General features: G+C 35.2%; 17 protein-coding genes. 14 read left to right on the top strand and 3 right to left on the bottom strand.

Annotation, left to right across the window (positions count from 1 at the left end):
• The first annotated feature begins 146 nt into the window (after positions 1–146).
• From ACEN2F_RS08990 to queA, 10 genes are all read left to right on the top strand, one after another.
• Positions 147–974 carry a prephenate dehydratase gene (locus tag ACEN2F_RS08990; protein ID WP_441738088.1) on the top strand — a complete coding sequence of 276 codons (828 nt, stop codon included), beginning with the start codon at positions 147–149 and terminating at the stop codon, positions 972–974.
• A 64-nt stretch (positions 975–1,038) separates the two neighbouring features.
• On the top strand, positions 1,039–2,208 hold the full coding sequence (locus tag ACEN2F_RS08985; RefSeq protein ID WP_441738086.1) for a pyridoxal phosphate-dependent aminotransferase: 1,170 nt from the start codon (positions 1,039–1,041) through the stop codon (positions 2,206–2,208).
• Between the two features lie 179 nt (positions 2,209–2,387).
• Positions 2,388–3,245, top strand: coding sequence for a prephenate dehydrogenase (locus ACEN2F_RS08980; RefSeq protein ID WP_441738084.1), 858 nt, complete (start codon positions 2,388–2,390; stop codon positions 3,243–3,245).
• 78 nt (positions 3,246–3,323) lie between these two features.
• Entirely contained in the window at positions 3,324–4,406 is a 1,083-nt protein-coding gene (locus ACEN2F_RS08975; protein WP_441738082.1) for a chorismate mutase, read from the top strand.
• 91 nt (positions 4,407–4,497) lie between these two features.
• Positions 4,498–5,148 (top strand): hypothetical protein, encoded by a 651-nt coding sequence (locus ACEN2F_RS08970; RefSeq protein ID WP_441738080.1) that lies wholly within the window; start codon positions 4,498–4,500, stop codon positions 5,146–5,148.
• Positions 5,149–5,369: 221 nt separating this feature from the next.
• Entirely contained in the window at positions 5,370–6,347 is a 978-nt protein-coding gene (gene rsgA / locus ACEN2F_RS08965; RefSeq protein WP_441738078.1) for a ribosome small subunit-dependent GTPase A, read from the top strand.
• Between the two features lie 132 nt (positions 6,348–6,479).
• Positions 6,480–6,932 (top strand): D-aminoacyl-tRNA deacylase, encoded by a 453-nt coding sequence (gene dtd, locus ACEN2F_RS08960; protein WP_441738077.1) that lies wholly within the window; start codon positions 6,480–6,482, stop codon positions 6,930–6,932.
• A gap of 1 nt (position 6,933) precedes the next feature.
• Complete coding sequence (locus tag ACEN2F_RS08955; RefSeq protein WP_441738075.1) at positions 6,934–7,260, top strand: nucleotide pyrophosphohydrolase; 327 nt, start codon at positions 6,934–6,936, stop codon at positions 7,258–7,260.
• Positions 7,261–7,360: 100 nt separating this feature from the next.
• Positions 7,361–8,584, top strand: a complete 1,224-nt coding sequence (gene aroA, locus ACEN2F_RS08950; protein ID WP_441738073.1) for a 3-phosphoshikimate 1-carboxyvinyltransferase — start codon at positions 7,361–7,363, stop codon at positions 8,582–8,584.
• Positions 8,585–8,783: 199 nt separating this feature from the next.
• Positions 8,784–9,833, top strand: coding sequence for a tRNA preQ1(34) S-adenosylmethionine ribosyltransferase-isomerase QueA (gene queA, locus ACEN2F_RS08945; RefSeq protein WP_441738071.1), 1,050 nt, complete (start codon positions 8,784–8,786; stop codon positions 9,831–9,833).
• A 230-nt stretch (positions 9,834–10,063) separates the two neighbouring features.
• Here the strand turns inward: queA and ACEN2F_RS08940 are convergent, their stop codons facing one another.
• Positions 10,064–10,798 (bottom strand): SIMPL domain-containing protein, encoded by a 735-nt coding sequence (locus ACEN2F_RS08940; protein WP_441738069.1) that lies wholly within the window; start codon positions 10,796–10,798, stop codon positions 10,064–10,066.
• A gap of 391 nt (positions 10,799–11,189) precedes the next feature.
• Between ACEN2F_RS08940 and kynU the strand changes: the two genes are divergently transcribed.
• Both kynU and ACEN2F_RS08930 read left to right on the top strand, forming a co-directional pair.
• A complete protein-coding gene (kynU, locus tag ACEN2F_RS08935) occupies positions 11,190–12,464 on the top strand; it encodes a kynureninase (protein ID WP_441738067.1) in 1,275 nt (424 codons plus the stop codon).
• A gap of 93 nt (positions 12,465–12,557) precedes the next feature.
• The gene (locus tag ACEN2F_RS08930) at positions 12,558–12,974 is read left to right on the top strand and encodes a glycine zipper family protein (protein ID WP_441738065.1); all 417 of its coding nucleotides are present in this window, start codon (positions 12,558–12,560) and stop codon (positions 12,972–12,974) included.
• A 73-nt stretch (positions 12,975–13,047) separates the two neighbouring features.
• Here the strand turns inward: ACEN2F_RS08930 and ACEN2F_RS08925 are convergent, their stop codons facing one another.
• Together ACEN2F_RS08925 and ACEN2F_RS08920 are read right to left on the bottom strand one after the other, a co-directional pair.
• A complete protein-coding gene (locus ACEN2F_RS08925; protein ID WP_441738064.1) occupies positions 13,048–14,580 on the bottom strand; it encodes a cryptochrome/photolyase family protein in 1,533 nt (510 codons plus the stop codon).
• Between the two features lie 3 nt (positions 14,581–14,583).
• Complete coding sequence (locus ACEN2F_RS08920) at positions 14,584–15,225, bottom strand: flavin reductase family protein (protein WP_441738062.1); 642 nt, start codon at positions 15,223–15,225, stop codon at positions 14,584–14,586.
• Positions 15,226–15,393: 168 nt separating this feature from the next.
• Between ACEN2F_RS08920 and ACEN2F_RS08915 the strand changes: the two genes are divergently transcribed.
• Both ACEN2F_RS08915 and ACEN2F_RS08910 read left to right on the top strand, forming a co-directional pair.
• Positions 15,394–17,784 (top strand): penicillin acylase family protein, encoded by a 2,391-nt coding sequence (locus tag ACEN2F_RS08915; RefSeq protein WP_441738060.1) that lies wholly within the window; start codon positions 15,394–15,396, stop codon positions 17,782–17,784.
• Positions 17,785–17,846: 62 nt separating this feature from the next.
• A complete protein-coding gene (locus tag ACEN2F_RS08910; protein ID WP_441738058.1) occupies positions 17,847–19,184 on the top strand; it encodes an FAD-dependent oxidoreductase in 1,338 nt (445 codons plus the stop codon).
• The last annotated feature ends 28 nt before the right edge of the window (positions 19,185–19,212 follow it).

The raw sequence follows: 19,212 nt of genomic DNA, 5'->3' as shown, positions 1-19,212 counted from the left end.
CCGATTTTATTTTAGCAACTCTTATTATTTCTTCTGGAAAGTTGAAAGGGATTGTTGTATGGTTATTTGATTATAAAATTAAATTGATACTATAAATATACAATCCCGATGTGAATCGGGATTTTTTTTGTTTAAAAGGGTAAAGAATGAATGAGATAATTGGAATACAAGGTATAATAGGCTCATTTCACCATCAGGTGGCACAGGAATATTTCAGTCAGGCGGTTGCTATTGACGAATGTTTATCCTTTGAAGAATTAGTAGATAATTTGCTCTCTGGCAAATCAGATCAGGCAGTTATGGCGATAGAAAATTCTATTGCAGGTCCAATTATTCCAAATTATGCATTAATTGACAAGAATAATTTGCACATAATAGGAGAGCATTATCTAACAATTCATCAAAATTTAATGGCCTTAAAAGGTCAAAAAATAGAAGATATTCAAGAAGTACATTCACATCCTATGGCTATTTTGCAATGTATGGAATTCCTGAAAAAATATCCAAATATAAAATTAGTTGAAGATAAAGATACTGCCGAAACAGCACGTAGAATTCAGGAAAAACAATTGAAAGGAATTGCTGCAATAGCAAGTGTGACAGCTGCTGCTATGTATGATCTAGAAATTTTATCACCTGATATTCAAACCATAAAAAACAATATGACACGTTTTGTGGTGATCAAAAAAGAGAATTCTTTTGTGCCCGAAAAAGAAATTAACAGAGCGTCTATTAAATTTGAATTGGATCACAAGCGCGGGAGTCTTGCGGCCGTATTGAATGTAATGAGCGATTGTAAATTGAATTTAACCAAAATACAGTCGTTGCCAAAAATAGAAACACCTTGGAAATATTCCTTTTTTGTAGATATTACTTTTGAGAAGTATGAGGATTATGCAAAAGCAAAGTCGTTATTAATTATTATGGCCGAATATTTCAAAGTATTAGGCGAATATAAAAACACCAAATTATAAGGCCCGTAACCTCCGAATGGAGCATTAGGGTAAGGCTGATTTAGATGAAATTTAAAATAAAATAATGATTACAACAGCAAAACGTCTCGATACAATTGAAGAATACTATTTCTCCTCTAAATTGAGAGAGGTAAGACAACTGGCCTCCGAGGGGAAACCAATTATCAATATGGGGATTGGAAGTCCGGATTTGCATCCATCCCAAGCCGTGATTGAGGCATTGGTTTTGGGTATGCAGGATGAAAATGCACATCAATATCAGAGTTATCAGGGGTTGCCGGAATTGCGACAAGGGGTTGCTGATTTTTATCAAAATAATTATCATGTAGCACTAAATCCAGTCAATGAAATTCTGCCTTTAATGGGTTCCAAAGAAGGGATTATGCATGTTTCGATGGCTTTTTTGAACGAAGGAGATCAGGTCTTAATTCCAAATCCAGGATATCCAACGTATACTTCGGTGACAAATTTAGTGGGAGCAGTACCTGTTTATTATGATTTAAAAGAAGAAAATAACTGGGAGCCAGATTTTGAAGCTTTAGAAAAATTAGATTTGTCTAAAGTGAAAATTATGTGGATTGGCTATCCGCACATGCCAACGGGAGCCAGAGGAAGTTTAGAGTTATTTTCAACTTTGGTGGCTTTCGCCAAAAAAAATCAGATACTATTAATTAATGATAATCCGTATAGTTTTGTTTTGAATGACAATCCGATGAGTTTGTTGCAGGTTGCAGGAGCAAAAGACGTGGCATTAGAATTGAATTCATTGAGCAAGACCTTTAATATGGCGGGCTGGAGAGTAGGAATGTTGTTAGGAAATGCTGCTTGTATTGATGCTGTTTTGAAGGTGAAAAGCAATATGGACAGCGGCATGTTTTATGGAATTCAAAAAGGAGCGATTGCAGCCTTGAAAAGTGACACGACTTGGTTTGATTCAATGAATGTGATTTATAAAAAACGCAGGATTTTGACGGAACTATTAGCTGAAAAATTGGGATGTAAAGTATATAAGGAAGGCGTTGGATTGTTCGTTTGGGCAAAATTGCCAGAGGGCATTACATCTTCGGAGGAGTTTATTAATGAAATATTATATGAAAAACATCTATTTATTGCACCGGGGACTATTTTTGGTTCTAATGGGGAAGGTTACGTTCGATTTGCGTTGTGCGTAAAAGAGGAAAAAGTGCAAGAGGCAATTGATAGATTTAGCCCGCTGACTCCCGACGGGGAATGAGATAGAGACGTGATTGTATGGTGTTTTATTATAGTTCAAGAAAAGTGAAATCGTTTAAAGAAAAATAAATTTCAGGATCACGAGATGCCTAGCCCTGATAGCAGTGGAAATCCTTTTACTTTTTCCTTAAAAAGTAAAAGATTGCAACGAATAGCAGGATTAGCTACAAAAAATAAGAAATGAAAATATACGTAATAGGAATAGGATTAATAGGTGGTTCGATGGTTTTGGACATTAAAGCGCTGTATCCGGAAGCCACAATATATGGGATTGACAGTAACGAAAGTCATTTAGCAGAAGCCATTGCGTTAGGAGTTGTAGATGAAGCCGCTACAATTGAAGATTTATCTGACGCGGATTTTGTGATCGTCTCGGTTCCGGTGGATGCAACGTTGATGGTTTTACCAAAAGTGTTGGATGTTATTGGGGATCAAACGATTGTTTTTGAGGTAGGTTCGACTAAAATTCCTGTTTGTGAGGTTGTTGCTAATCATCCCAAAAGAAGAAATTTTATAGCGACGCATCCTATCGCGGGAACAGAATTTTCAGGACCTGCGGCCGCAATCAAAGGTTTGTTTCAGGGAAAAACGAATATTATTTGTGAGGTTGAAAAAACGACTTTCAAATTACAAGAAAAAGCGCTGGAATTATTTAAGGCAATGGGAATGCGGATTCGATATATGGATCCAAAATCACATGACAAACACATTGCTTACGTATCACATTTATCGCACATTAGTGCTTTTATGTTAGGAAAAACGGTAATTGACAAAGAGAAGGATGAGCAAGATATTTTTGATATGGCAGGTTCTGGTTTTGAAAGTACCGTTCGTTTGGCTAAAAGTTCTCCTGCCATGTGGACGCCTATTTTTAGACAAAACAGGAAACAGGTGGTAAAAACATTAGAAGAATATATTTTGAATTTGTCAAAATTTAAGGATTTATTAGAAAAAGAAGATTACGAGGCAATTTACAATGAAATGGAAAGTGTCAATAAAATAAAGGAAATATTAAACGGAATTAATATAAACAAGTAATCAATGTTTATCCCGAAGTTTTGGGAACAGTGAACAGCAAAAAGAACAACACACAATAAAACAATAAAATTAGAAAAGATGGAAAATAAGAAAGAAATGAGAAATTGGTTGAATGAATTCAATTTGACTCATCCATTTGTGATCGCAGGGCCATGTAGTGCTGAAACAGAAGACCAAGTGCTGAAAATTGCACATGAATTGAAAGACTCTGATGTGAGTGTTTTTAGAGCAGGAATTTGGAAACCAAGAACGCGTCCGGGAGGATTTGAGGGAGTAGGAGCAATAGGATTGAAATGGTTGCAAAAAGCAAAAGCAGAAACTGGATTGCTAATGGGAACTGAAGTGGCTACTGCAGCTCATTGTAAATTGGCTTTGGAGCATGATATTGATGTTTTGTGGGTTGGTGCTCGTACTACAGCAAATCCGTTTGCAGTTCAGGAAATTGCAGATACATTAAAAGGAACTGATAAAATTGTATTGGTTAAGAATCCGGTAAATCCAGATATGGCTTTGTGGCTGGGTGGTGTGGAGCGTTTGCATGCTGCAGGAATTAAAAATTTAGGTGTTATTCACAGAGGTTTTTCTACCTACGAAAAAACAAAATATAGAAATATTCCTGAATGGCAGATTGCGATCGAATTACAAAATAAATTTCCTGATTTACCTTTGATCATTGATCCATCCCATATTACAGGGAACCGTGATATGATTCTTGAAGTGACTCAGGAAGCATTAGATTTGAACTATGATGGAATGATCATCGAGACTCATATTGATCCAGATAATGCTTGGAGTGATGCAGCGCAACAAGTAACACCAGATGCTTTGAAACAAATTTTCAAAGATTTGAAAGTGAGAAAAGTAAATGATGAAACGGATGAATTTGCCAAAAAAATGACAAAATTGAGAGCAAATATTGATGTTTTAGATTCTAACTTAGTAGAACTGTTGGGCAAACGAATGAAAGTTGCGGATCAAATAGGACAGGTGAAAAAAGAGGCGAATGTTGCTGTGTTGCAAAACAATCGCTGGAACGAAATCTTAGGAAAAATGATTTTAGAGGGTGAGAAAAAAGGCTTGACAGAGGAGTTTGTACTTAAAATGTTCAAAGCGATCCACCAGGAAAGTATTGGACATCAAGAAAAAGTATTGAATTCGTAAAAAAATTTAAGTAAATAATTTTTTATTAAAACCTACAAATGTTTGTAGGTTTTTTTGTAGTATTGTGGTAACCTTAAACCAATTTACTATTATGAAAAAAATCACATTATTACTTAGCTGCTTGTTGACTACAACCCTAATGTTAGCGCAATTTGAAGGCTCAAAACAAATTTTTGAATCTCCTAAATTAGTTCAGTTAACGTCAGAACATAAAACGGTTGCAATTTTGCCATTTAAAGCATCAATTTCGTACAAACGATTGCCTAAAAATTTCGATGCGCAAACAAACAGAGACGAAGAAAGAAAATTAGGTTCCAACCTACAATCAGGAATGTACACCTATCTTTTGAGAAAATCTGCTGACTATACGGTTACCGTTCAGGATGTAGAAAGAACAAATGTACTGTTGAAACAAAGCGAAGTTTTTGATAAAATAGACGAAATGACTCCGGATGCACTTGCTAAAATCCTGGGCGTTGATGCAGTAATAAAATGTGGTTATGCTTATGAAAAAACTAGTAGTGAGGGATTAGCAATAGCAAAAACACTTTTAATTGGTTTTGGAACGGGAAAAGTTGCCAGTGGAGAAATGACAATGAATGTTTACAATGGAGCTGATGGAGATCTACTATGGAGGTTTTACAAAGAAATGAATGAAGACGTAATGAGTTCTGCAAATGCTGTCATGGAAAGAATGATGCGAAAAGTAGGTCGCAATTTTCCTTATGGAATAAAAAAATAAAAAGAAAATTATTAGAGTGTTTCTCTAAGTATAAATCCCCATGATTTTTCAAGTTATGGGGATTTTTTCTGTTTTAAAGGGCGTCATTTTGTTGGTAGTAAAAAATAATAAACTTTATATGAAAGCTGCAGGAAAAACCTAAAACAAAGAATTATCTTTGCAAAGTATTAGATTTATATTCAGAAATTTAAATACGTTAATCTTCAATCAATTAATCCTCTATGACAGGACTCGTTTATAAATCTACAGGAAGTTGGTACACCGTAAAATCCGAACAAGGTGATTTTATTGAATGCCGTATGAAAGGGAAGTTTCGTATTAAAGGGATCAAAAGTACCAATCCTATTGCTGTAGGCGATGTTGTGGATTATGAACTAGAAGAATCATCCGATACTGTGACGGGAACGATTAATAAAATTCATGATAGGAAGAATTATATCGTTCGGAAATCAGTGAATTTATCGCATCAGATGCATATTATTGCGTCTAATATTGATCGTGTTTTCTTGTTGGTTACAATAAATAATCCGCCTACAACTTTTAATTTTATTGACCGTTTTCTGGTTACAGCCGAAGCGTATGGCATTGAAACAATATTAGTTTTTAATAAAATTGATACTTTTGATGATGCTACGCTAGACGAACAATTGTACATGCAACATGTCTATCAAGAAATTGGGTATCAATGTTTGCGTGTTTCTTCGACTGAAATGAAAGGAATTGAAGAATTGAAAGCAATGATGATTGGAAAAGTGAGCATGTTCTCTGGACATTCTGGTGTGGGGAAATCAACATTGGTAAACGCAATGGAGCCTTCTTTGCATTTAAAAACTAAAACAATTTCAGAAGCCAGCAAACAAGGGCAACACACGACAACTTTTGCTGAAATGTACGATTTGTCTTTTGACGCTAAAATTATTGATACTCCAGGTATCAAAGGTTTTGGAATTGTAGATATGGAAAAAGAAGAAATCAGTGGCTATTTTCCTGAATTTTTTAAATTGAAAGACCAATGTAAGTTCAACAATTGTTTACATAAAGACGAGCCACATTGTGCTATAAAATCAGCTTTAGAAAAAGATGAAATAGCTTGGTCACGTTATAAAAGTTACCTCAAAATTCTGGAAGGAGATGATGAAAATTACCGTACAGATATTTATAATGAGGATCGTATAATCAGCGATAAAACGAGGGAATAAGCCTTAACCCCCGAAGGGAGAACTCTAAAAGTAGTGATTAAATAGGTTGGCATTTAATGACTTTCTTAATTTTTGAAATATGATTGGTTTTTTTATTCACGTTGTAATTTTCCCTTCGGGGATTAGAGGGCTATGAAGGTTGTAATTCAAAGAGTTTCTTCCGCTTCCGTAACTATAGATACTAAAATCGTAGCCGATATTCAGAAAGGATTATTGGTCTTGGTTGGAATTGAAGATATAGATAATCAAGAAGATATTAATTGGTTAGCAACAAAAATAGCCAATATTCGCATTTTTGGTGATGAAAATGACGTGATGAATTTATCTGTCAAAGATATAAATGGCGATATCATTGTGGTAAGTCAATTTACACTGCACGCCGCTACCAAAAAAGGAAATCGCCCATCCTATATCAAATCCTCTAAACCGGAAACCGCCATTCCGTTGTATGAAAATTTTGTACTTCAGTTAGAAAAAGAATTGGGTAAAAAAGTGCAAACAGGCATATTTGGTGCTGATATGAAAGTACTTTTATTAAATGATGGTCCTGTAACAATAGTAATTGACAGTAAAAATAAAGAGTAAAATGAACTTAAAAAATTCCCAAAAAGACGTTGACACTTGGATCAAAGAACATGGCGTTCGTTATTTTAACGAATTGACCAATATGGCACAACTTACGGAAGAAGTAGGCGAAGTTGCCAGAATCATAGCCCGTCGTTATGGCGAGCAATCTGAGAAGGAAAGCGATAAAAACAAAGATCTTGGCGAAGAATTAGCCGATGTAGTTTTTGTAGTGATGTGTTTGGCTAACCAAACCGGAATCGATTTACAAGACGCTTTTGATAAAAAAATGGATCTGAAATCCATTCGAGATAAAGATCGTCACAAAAACAATGAAAAACTCAAATAATTTGTGAATTTTAAATTATGAATTATAAATGCGGAGTGCTAAATTGCGCACTTGAATTAAACTACTGATAATTCATAATTCACAACTCATAATTCATCACATGAATTTAAAATTAAGCACGAATTCACAATTCACAATTGATAATTCACAACTAAATATTACAGGTTCAAAAAGCGAAACTAACCGACTACTTTTATTACAAGCTTTGTTTCCAAATATTGCATTGGCCAATACTTCCAACTCGGACGACAGTGAAGTCATGCAAAAAGCATTGAAAGGGAACGAGCAAATAGTTGATATTCATCATGCGGGAACAGCAATGCGTTTCTTGACAGCTTATTTTGCTGTAAATGAAGGTCGCGAAGTAGTATTGACTGGCTCCCAACGAATGACCGAGCGTCCCATACAAGTTTTAGTGGAGGCCTTAGAACAATTAGGGGCAAAAATCTCGTATGAAAAAGAAGTTGGATATCCTCCAATACGGATCAAAGGACAAAAAATAACGAATCATAAAGTGAGTATTCCTGCAAATGTAAGTAGTCAATACATATCTGCATTGTTATTAGTAGCGCCGAAATTAGAAAACGGTATTGAAATTACCTTAATAGGCGAAATTACTTCGGTTCCTTATATCAAAATGACCCTGGCTTTGTTGAATGATTTGGATATTAAAACTAGTTTTGAAGGAAATGTAATTACCGTTTATCCAAAACAAGCAGTAGTATCAAAAGTAATGACCGTAGAATCCGATTGGAGTTCGGCTTCATACTTTTTTAGTTTGGTAGCCCTTGCCGATACAGCTTCGGTTACTATAAATAGTTACAAAGAAAACAGCCTACAAGGTGATTCTGCTTTGGTGGAAATATACAAACAAATGGGTGTTGATTCTCGATTCGAAAATAACTCGTTAACACTTACAAAGGATAGTAACTTTAAACCTGAAACTTTAAACCTTGAGTTAAACAACACGCCAGATATTGCCCAAACCATTGTAGTTACTTGCCTAGGGTTAGGAATAGGTTGCCATCTAACAGGTTTGCATACCTTGAAAATTAAAGAAACCGATAGGTTAGAAGCACTCAATATTGAGCTCACAAAACTAGGGGCAAATATTGTAGTTACTAATGATAGCCTGACGCTTGTGGCTTCAAATAAAATTAATCCTAATATTAAAATTGCAACCTACAACGACCACAGAATGGCGATGGCATTTGCACCATTAGCGCTAAAAGTGCCAATAATTATCGAAAACGCCGAAGTAGTATCTAAATCCTATCCTGATTTTTGGGATGACTTAAAAAGTTTAGGCTTCAAAATTTCGTAACATCTCCATAATTCATTGGGCGAAAAGATGTTTTCCTTCTCCCTCTCCTTTGGAGAGTGCTGGGCTGAGGAAAAATAAATAGCAAAACACTTGACAACGCCTATCTCACAATCGTATATTTGTACTCTCGAATTAAGATTGTCATCCTAAGCTCAGACGAAGGACATAACTCATAATTCATAACTTATAACTTTTTAAGATGAAATTATCACATTTCCAATTCGATTTACCAAAAGAACTTCTTGCCGAATATCCAGCTGAAAACAGAGACGAAGCGCGTCTAATGGTTATTGATCGCAAGAAAGGAACTATAGAGCATAAAATGTTCAAAGATGTTATCGATTATTTTGACGAAGGCGATGTTTTAATTCTGAATAATACCAAAGTATTTCCAGCGCGTTTGTATGGAAATAAAGAAAAAACAGGAGCAAGAATCGAAGTTTTTTTACTCAGAGAACTAAATGCAGAACAAAGACTTTGGGATGTTTTAGTTGATCCAGCCCGAAAAATTAGAATTGGAAACAAATTGTATTTTGGAGATGACGATTCATTAGTCGCTGAGGTTATTGATAATACTACGTCTCGCGGTAGAACATTGCGTTTCCTTTACGACGGTTCCTATGAAGAATTCAGAAATAAATTAACAGAACTTGGAGAAACTCCAATTCCAAAATACATCTCAAGAGATGTCACTCCAGAAGATGCAGAACGTTACCAAACCATTTATGCTAAAGAAGAAGGTGCTGTTGCAGCACCAACTGCAGGATTGCACTTCTCCAAACACTTAATGAAAAAACTGGAAATCAAAGGAATCAAATTTGCCGAAGTAACGCTTCACGTAGGATTGGGAACTTTTAATCCGGTTGAGGTTGAGGATTTATCTAAACACAAAATGGATTCTGAAGAATTAAAAATCTCTCAAGAAGCATGTGATATCGTTAACAACGCTAAGGTTTTGAAGAAAAGAATTTGTACTGTAGGAACAACATCCATGCGCGCTGTAGAAAGTTCAGTTAGTTCACATAATACGCTGAATCCTTTTGATGGATGGACCAATAAATTTGTCTTTCCGCCTCATGAATTTACAATTCCAACCTGTATGATTACTAATTTTCATACGCCTAAATCAACTTTATTAATGATGGTTTCTGCTTTTTGTGGTCATGATTTAATGAAAAAAGCATACGCAGAAGCAATCGAAAAAGAATATAAATTTTATTCTTACGGTGATGCAATGTTGATCATCTAATGCGCTCTGGAATTTTGAAAATTAGATTCTAAATAACAAAATCTCGTCAGTAATGGCGAGATTTTTTGTTTTATTCTAGCACAGTTTTCTTAGGGTGTGCCCCAAGGGTCGGGCTGTGCGCTGTATCTTTATTTTCTTAAAGGAAAATAAAGGATGCCGCTTCCATCCCTCACACGATATTTTGTATATCAAGTATTTTAGTCTAAACTATACTGCATTGGAAATCAATTCTAATTCACTTGGTACACCAGTCGTACTGTAATATTAGCTGTTTTGTTTTTGGATTCCGTGTTAAACAATCCACCATACGAAAAATCTTCCGAGGAGTTTTGACCCGTAATTTGAAAAACGCCCATATCTGCTTTTTTTAGATTTCCTAAACCAGAGTCAGCATTTTCAGCAATACTTTTGGCCCTGATACTAGCATCTTTTGTAGCTTCAGCAATCATCTTTATTTTTAGTTCCGCCAGTTTTGTATAATAATATTCTGGTGGCGTTGAATAAAATTCTACACCAGAGTTAATCAATTCACTAGATTGTCTGGATAATTCTTCAATTTTATTTACTTCCTTAGATTGAATACTGACGCTTTGGGTCAAGTTAAATCCAGTAAAAGTTTGTTGTTTGGTTGTTCCGTTTTCGTTGTAGATTATTTCAAAATCTTTATTAAAATTTACTGCTGAAAATACCATTTCATTCGGTGCAATTCCTTTGCCGGATAAGTAACTTTTAATTTTCTCTCTGTCTGCATCTAAAGCAGCGTATGCCTCTTTTAGTGTGGCACTTTTTTTAGAAAAAGAACCGCTCCAAACAATCAAATCCGATACAAAATCCTTTTTTCCGGATCCAGTAACACTTATCGTGTCACTACTTTTATTTCGATTTTGGAAAGCATTTGAAAATAAATACGAGGAAATTACCACTGCGACAGCGATAATAATAACATTTAAACTGTTTTTAATCATGTCTTTAATTTTTTTGATCTGTCAAATATACGGCATTAACGGATTTTATAGGAATTTGGTATAGATTACTTATGTCATTTCATAGTTCAGTAGTTTTTTTGACTGTTTAATGTCTAAATGACTCAGTTTAGTACTACTGTAAAAACAGAAAAAGAGTTTTTGAGAATTGGTGTAAGACCTGAAATTATTGGTAATGGAGAGCTAAAAAAGTTTTGTTAATTAGCGAGCAATACTTGCAACATAGAAACAGGAAGCGACTGTTTTTAGATAGTAATACGGCTTTAAATCAAGGAGTCAGTGGCAAGTAAGTGTAAATATTGGGTCTTTATTGGCTAAATGATTATTAGCAATCAGTCATTTTTTATTACTTTTACAAAACAAAATACAAAACATGACTTTTAAAAATACGCTTGAATTTGCAAAACAACTAGATGCACAAGATCCTTTACATAAATACCAGGAAGAATTTATTTTTCCGCAGGTAAATGGTAAAAAGGTAATTTATTTCACTGGAAACTCTTTGGGATTACAACCCAAACGCACGAAAGCCTTTGTAGATGAAATTATGAATGATTGGGCAAATCTTGCAGTTGAAGGACATTTTTATAGCGAAAAACCATGGTGGGATTACCACGAACGATTTGCTATTCCGTTGAGTAAGGTTGTGGGTGCGCTTCCAAGCGAAGTTACGGTTATGAATACGTTAACGGTGAATCTCCATTTGTTGATGGTCTCTTTTTACCAACCTACAAAAACAAGATATAAAATTATTTGCGAAGAAAAAGCATTTCCTTCGGATCAATATATGTTTCAAAGTCAGGTTCATTTTCATGGATACAAACCAGAAGATGCAATTGTTGAAATTAAGCGTCGTGATGGTGAACACAACATCCGTTTAGAAGATGTTTTGGCCAAAATTGAAGAAGTAGGCAATGAGCTAGCGTTAGTTTTAATTGGCGGTGTCAATTATTACACGGGACAAGTATTTGATATGAAAACCATTACTGCCGCTGGTCATAAAGCGGGTGCCTATGTAGGTTGGGATTTAGCGCATGCTGCAGGAAATGTCAAGCTTGAATTACACGATTGGAATGCGGATTTTGCAGCTTGGTGTAGTTATAAATACATGAACTCTGGGCCAGGAAATGCATCAGGATGTTTTATTCACGAAAAACACCATAACAATCCACAATTGCCAAGGTTTGCGGGTTGGTGGGGACATAATAAAGAACGTCGTTTCAAGATGGAGCAAACTTTTGATCCTGTTCAAGGAGCTGATGGATGGCAAATTAGTAATCTTCCAATACTCTCTTTGGCACCATATTTAGCGTCTGTAGAAATGTTTGATGAAATTGGAATGAATGCTTTAATTCAAAAAAGAGATGCAATTACCTCCTATTTAGAATTCGTTCTGTATGAAATAGATAAAGAAGTGGATAGTAGTTTTGAGATTATAACGCCATCAAATCCATCAGAAAGAGCATCACAATTATCTGTATTACTTCATGGAGAAGGCCGCAGTTTATTTGATTATTTGATGAAGCATGGTGTTATCACAGATTGGCGGGAACCAAATGTTATCCGACTAGCCCCCGTTCCTTTATACAGCTCTTTTGAAGATATGTACGAATTTGGTCAAATTTTAAAAGCAGGAATTTTAAGTTAGAATTTTCTGTAATTTAGTTAGAAAAAGTTTTTATTTTTAACTAGATTTTACGGTTTAAGCCTTTTAGATTATTACAAATTAAAAAAACAAATTATGAAAGCACTATATTTTATACTACTATCTTTAGTGATGGTGTCTTGTCAAAACCAAGGCAAGATGGAAATTGAAAAAGCTAAATTAGCCACCATAGATTCTATGAAAGTTGCAATGGAGAAGCAACGAGTTATAGATTCTATGCAGGTAGAAATGGTTAAAATTGAAGAGACTAAATTAGAAACTCAAAAGGAAGTTTCAGCCGGTGATCAACAGGGAGCTAGTACGACGACAACTGCGAAGAAGAAAGGTTGGAGCAGTACGGCTAAAGGAGCTGTGATTGGAGCAGGAGTAGGAGCTGCGACAGGAGCAATTATTAGCAAGAAAAAAGTACAAGGAGCAATAATAGGCGGAGTAGCTGGAGCTGGTATAGGAGCCGGAACCGGGGCAATTATTGACGGAAACAAAAAACAATAAATATAGTATTGAGATGAAAAAGAGTGTTTAAGTTCCAGTAGAATTTAACTACTCTTTTTTTTGATTAATTTCGTTAATACGAATTTATATCCGTTATGATTTCGTTTGCTTTAACTTTGATTTTATATAATTCTTCAGGATTCATCTTTTTTAATAAATTCATCATCATTCCCATGCGTTGGTTTCCTTTGAAATACTCTTTTTTCTCATCCAGAAAATTCCAGTATAGCGTATTAAAGGGGCACGCTTTATCTCCAAATTTCTCTTTCACATTGTAGTGGCATTTGGTACAATTATTACTCATTTTATTAATGTAACTCCCGGAAGAAACATAGGGCTTTGTAGCAATAATTCCACCATCGGCATATTGTGACATGCCGCGGGTATTGGGCATTTCGACCCATTCAATCGCATCAATATATACCCCAAGATACCAAGCATCTACTTCATCAGGATGAATTTGTGTCAGTAATGTAAAATTCCCAATAATCATCAGTCGCTGTATGTGGTGGGCGTAAGCTTCATCTAAACTTTGATTTATCGCGTGGCTCAGGCAATTCATTTTGGTTTGACCTGTCCAGAAAAAATCAGGTAACTTATTGGTGTTTTCCAAGGCATTCATTTGGGCATAATTAGGCATTTCTTTCCAATAAATTCCTCGTATGTATTCGCGCCAACCTAGAATTTGTCTTACAAATCCTTCTACTTGTGAGATCGATATTTCAGTTTCATTAGCGTGGTAAAAAGTAATCACGGTATCGATTACTTCTTTTGGCGAAAGCATTTTACTATTCATAGCAAAAGACAAACGGGAATGGAAAAGAAATTTTTCATCAGTATGCATCGCATCCTCGTAATCCCCAAAATGTTTCAGCAGATGAGTACAGAAATAATTTAGTACCTCCAAAGATTGCTCACGTGAAGTGGGCCAACTAAAATTATTGACATCGATATTTCCAAAAGTTGTTATACCAGCATCTTTTATTTGTGCAACAACTTCAGCAACATTAGTGTGAAAATTTTTTTCAATAGGAACTGGGACTTCTCCTTTGTATTTTTTGCGATTATCGGCATCAAAATTCCATTGGTTTCCTAACGGTGTTGATCCATCCATTAATAAATGATGTTTTTTACGCATGCTGCGATAAAAATTCTCCATCAAAAACAACTTCTTGCCTTGAAAAAAATCAGAAAGTTCGCTTCGCGTGGTATAAAAATGTTCGGAGTCAAAAGCTTCTGATTCAATTTTCAGATTGGAACAAATCGTTTTTAGCTGCTGATCCAGTCTGTATTCGTCGGGTAATTGATATTCAAATTTTTCGATATTATATTTTTCGAGACTAGCAGCAATGAGTTTTTCTAAATCTTGTTGATTCTCTTTGTCGGTAATTTGAAAATAGATGGTTTGATGCCCCAGTGATTGAATTGTTGCATGAAAGTTGCGCATCGACATAAAAAATGCTACTACTTTTTGGATGTGATGTTTTACATAATCTGTCTCCTGACGCATTTCGGCAAGTAGGTAAATTGTGTTTTCATCCTTTTCCTGAAGCCAAGTGTGTTCTAAATTTAGTTGATCCCCAAGGATTAATCGAAGCTTTTTCATGTTTTATTTTTTGTAAAAGGAAGTAGTGGGAACTTCTTGTCGGGCATATTCAAAACGGTCAATCAGTTTAGGTAAACAATAGCCGTCAAGCCCATTTAGCGCAACAACATTGCCTTTGTCAATTTGTAACCATCCATCTTTATGTTCTAACTCTTCATCAAAAAACAAATTTTCTATCGATGCAATGATATGAATTGTCTCGTTTTCTTTGATATAATATTCATTCAAATATTTGCAGTACAATTGAACAGGACTACCCTTGACAAATGGGATGGCAATGTCATTTTTATACTCTTCTTGCAAGTTTGTCTTGTCAAATTCAGATATACCTATATCATAATTTGCGGAGGTATGATGAGCATCGGCAATCATGTCAGCAGTTATATGGTTTACGGTAAAATATCCGGTCTCTTTTATGTTTTTATAGGTGTCTCTGGTAACCGTTGTAGGTCTCATTATGAATCCAATCATAGCGGGATTACTTCCTAAATGTGTGACACTACTAAAAATAGCTACATTAGCGTTTCCGTCTATTGATTTTGTAGCAAGAAGATTAGCTGATTTATAGCCGGTACATGAATTGATTAAATTCAGTCTTTCAATTTTTTCCATTTGGGAAATATCATCTTTAGAAATGTGTTTCATCTTTTTTAATTTTAAACAAATATACTTTTTGTTTAATTAATTTCAGAATAAATCAAACAAAAATTTAACGCAGTCGTTCGTTTGTTTTAATTTGGAATAAATTCATTACTAGAATAAAACTAGAATTAACTTTCAAATCCCATATATTTGTTTCTAATTTATTTACTGATGAAAATACTAAATAAAGTTCTTTTAGGTATACTTTCGATTCTGGTTGTATTAGCAATAACTCTTGTTGTTTACGGATTTTATTTAAAACCAAAATATGAAGGAAAACTGGAACTTAAAAACATAGAAAAAGAAACTGCAGTTTATTTTGATGAATTTGGAGTGCCTCATATTTATGCTACAAACTCAAAGGACGCCATGGTTGCGCTGGGTTATGTACATGCGCAGGAACGATTGTGGCAAATGGAGTTGATGCGACGTATTGCTCCTGGCCGGTTATCGGAAATTTTTGGTTCAGTTGCCTTAAAGAATGATACGTTTTTTGCTGGATTGGGAATTGAGGAAGCTTCTGCAAAAGCGATTGCAGCCCTAGATAAAAATGGCCCTAGCTATCAATTGACTATGTCTTATTTAGACGGGATTAATCAATATATGGCAGAAGGAACCACGCCAATAGAATTTACTTTGGTTGGTGTTAAAAAAGAGAAATTCACTATAAAAGACGTCTATAACATCTTTGGATACATGTCTTTTAGTTTTGCAATGGCACATAAATCAGATCCATTGTTGACAGATATTAGGAACAAGTACGGAATGGAGTATCTCAAGGATTTTGGAATTGACGGTTCGTTCAACACCACAAAAATTAAAAATGCAAAACATAGGCCACAAGAATACGCTGCAATTGCAAAAGCAGTAGCTTCTCTTTTAGACCAATCTCCAATTCCGCCTTTTATAGGAAGTAACAGTTGGGTTCTTTCTCCAAAGAAAACTAAAAAAGGGAAAGTTATTTTTGCCAATGATCCACATATTGGGTTTTCGCAACCTGGAACTTGGTATGAAGCGCATGTAGTAACGCCAGATTTTGAATTGTACGGCTGCTATTTAGCCGGAACGCCGTTTCCATTATTAGGGCATAACCGAAAATATGCCTACGGATTGACCATGTTTGAAAATGACGATATTGATTTATACCAAGAGGTGAGTAATCCCGGAAATGCTTCCCTTTATAAAACACCAACTGGTTTTAGAGCGTTTGAAGTTCGCCAAAAAATAATAAAAGTAAAAGATTCTACCGATGTGGTTTTGAATGTAAAAGTCAGTCGTCACGGTCCAATCATGAATGACTTGCTTGTGGGTTTAGATGCTGATAAACCGGTGGCAATGTCATGGATTTATACGCAACAACCCATTCAAATTCTGGATGCCGTTTATAGGCTTTCACATGCCAAAAACAAGGAAGATTTTCAAAAAGGAGTGGCACTGATAGCCGCACCGGGATTGAATGTCATGTATGGTGATGCTAAAGGAAATATCGCTTGGTGGGCAACGGGAAAATTATACAAGCATAATGAGGGCGTAAATCCTAATTTTATTTTAGATGGTGCGAGCGGGAAAGACGATATCAAAGAATATTTGGATTTCTCCAAAAATCCTTCGGCTGTCAATCCAAAATGGAACTACGTGTATTCCGCCAATAATCAGCCCGAAGCTATAGACGGATTTTTGTATCCAGGGTATTACCTTCCCGAAGACAGAGCCAAACGAATCACACAGTTATTGAACAGAAGAATAAAATGGAATAAGGCAACTGTGGGCAGTATGATTTTTGATAATACATCAGCTGTTGCACCTGATGTTGTTGCAAGTTTACTTATGAATCTGGAGTACAGTTCGCTTTCGAAAAATGAAAAAGAAGCATTTGCTATCTTAAAAAAATGGAAAGGTTCTAATAATCTTGATGATGTGGCGCCCACAATCTACAATAAATGGATTTTTAATTATTTAAAAAATACTTTTGAAGATGAATTGGGAGCCGATAATTTTAAGCAGTTTTTAGGCACTCATATCATGAAGCAAATGATCGCTAAACATCTTAAAAAAGAAAACTCACTTTGGTGGGATAATATAAATACAAAAAATCATAAGGAGACAAGAGGTGAAATTATTTCTCAATCGTTCCAAGAATCAATTACAGCTTTAGAAAAACAATTAGGCAATTCAGTTCCAGAGTGGACTTGGAACAAAGTACACACCCTGGAACATGAGCATCCGTTGGGTAAAATTGCGGCATTAAGAACAATTTTTAACGTTGGGCCTTTTGAGGTTTCCGGCTCAACAGAAGTTATTAATAATTTGTTTTTTGATTATACGGCAACTGGTCAATATCAAGTAAAAGGAGGTCCTTCAACAAGAAGAATCATTGATTTCTCCGATATTGAAAATAGCTGGGCCATCCTGCCTACAGGACAATCCGGAAATCCATTCAGCGCACATTATAAAGATCAGGCTGAGCTGTATAATTCGGGAAAATTCAGAAGAATGAAACTGAACGAAAAAGAAATTATAAGGACTTCGACAAAGTTGCTATTTGTACCCCTTAAAAAATGATCTTTTTTAAAGTTACTAAAATATTAAATCAGTAATTTTGCTTAACTTTTTATAGAAAATTAATGCAAACTCCCAAAACAATAGCAATTGTAGGCTCTGGACTAGTTGGATCTTTATTGGCTATTTACCTTCGCAAAGCGGGTCACACCGTTCATATTTACGATAGAAGTCCGGATATCAGAAAGATACAGTTTTCAGGACGCTCTATTAATTTAGCAATGTCTAATCGAGGTTGGAAAGCCTTAGATGGTGTGGGAATAGGAAATGCAATTCGAGAGATTGCAATCCCCATGGGAAAACGAGCGATTCATTTAGTTGACAAACTTAATTTTCAGAATTACGGTCAGGAAGGCGAATCAATTGATTCAATTTCGAGAGGAATCTTAAATCGAAAAATGATTGATTTGGCCGAAGCCGCAGGAGCGGAGTTCTTCTTTGAACACAAAATCTGGGATGTAACACTTGAAGATGCTACCTTACATATAGGCGAAACGGAAAGAGGTGCATGGGAAGATAAAAAATACGATCTAGTTTTTGGTGCAGATGGTGCTTTTTCAAGAATTAGACACCGTATGCAACGCCAAAGTATGTTTGATTATTCGCAAGAATTTTTGCCCATTGGTTACAAAGAATTAAATATTCCTGCAAATCCGGATGCAAGTCATAAATTAGATAAAAATTCCTTTCATATTTGGCCACGAGGTGAATACATGTTGATTGCTTTGCCTAATTTAGACGGTAGTTTTACCTGTACTTTGTTTATGCCATTTGAAGGAGAAAATTCTTTTGACTCCTTAAAAGATAGAAAGACAGTAGAAGCTTTTTTTGAAAAGAATTTACCAGATACTATTGATGTTATTCCTAAACTAGCAGAGGATTTCTTCAAGAATCCAACCAGTACATTGGTAACCATGAAGTGTTTTCCATGGACTTATGAGGATAAGGTAGCCTTGATTGGTGATGCCAGTCATGCTATTGTTCCTTTTTACGGACAAGGAATGAATGCCGGTTTTGAAGATATTTCTGTTTTGTATGAAATGATTGAAAAGTATGGGGATGACTGGAAAACTATTTTCTCTGAATATCAAAAATCGCGTAAACCTGATGCTGATGCAATAGCGGAACTGTCGTATCGAAATTTTGTTGAAATGAGTTCCAAGACTGCCGATGAAAATTTCCTTTTGCAAAAGAAAATTGAAAAATCATTTTCAGATAAACACCCTGACAAATGGATTCCTCTTTATAGTAGAGTAACTTTTAGTGATCGACCTTATTCGGAAGCACTAGCTATAGGAGATTATCAAAATGCAATTATGGAAGAAATTTTAAAAATAGACAACATTAAAGAAATCTGGGATTCAGCAAAAGTTGAAAATAAGATTTTAAGTTTATTGAAATAAAAAAGGACTCTGATTAGAGTCCTTTTTA

Origin of the sequence: Flavobacterium sp. W20_MBD1_R3 (genome assembly GCF_052119725.1) — a bacterium.
GTDB lineage: Bacteria > Bacteroidota > Bacteroidia > Flavobacteriales > Flavobacteriaceae > Flavobacterium.
The sequence above is the reverse complement of the archived record's forward strand: the minus strand, read 5'-3'. Positions and strand labels throughout refer to the sequence as shown.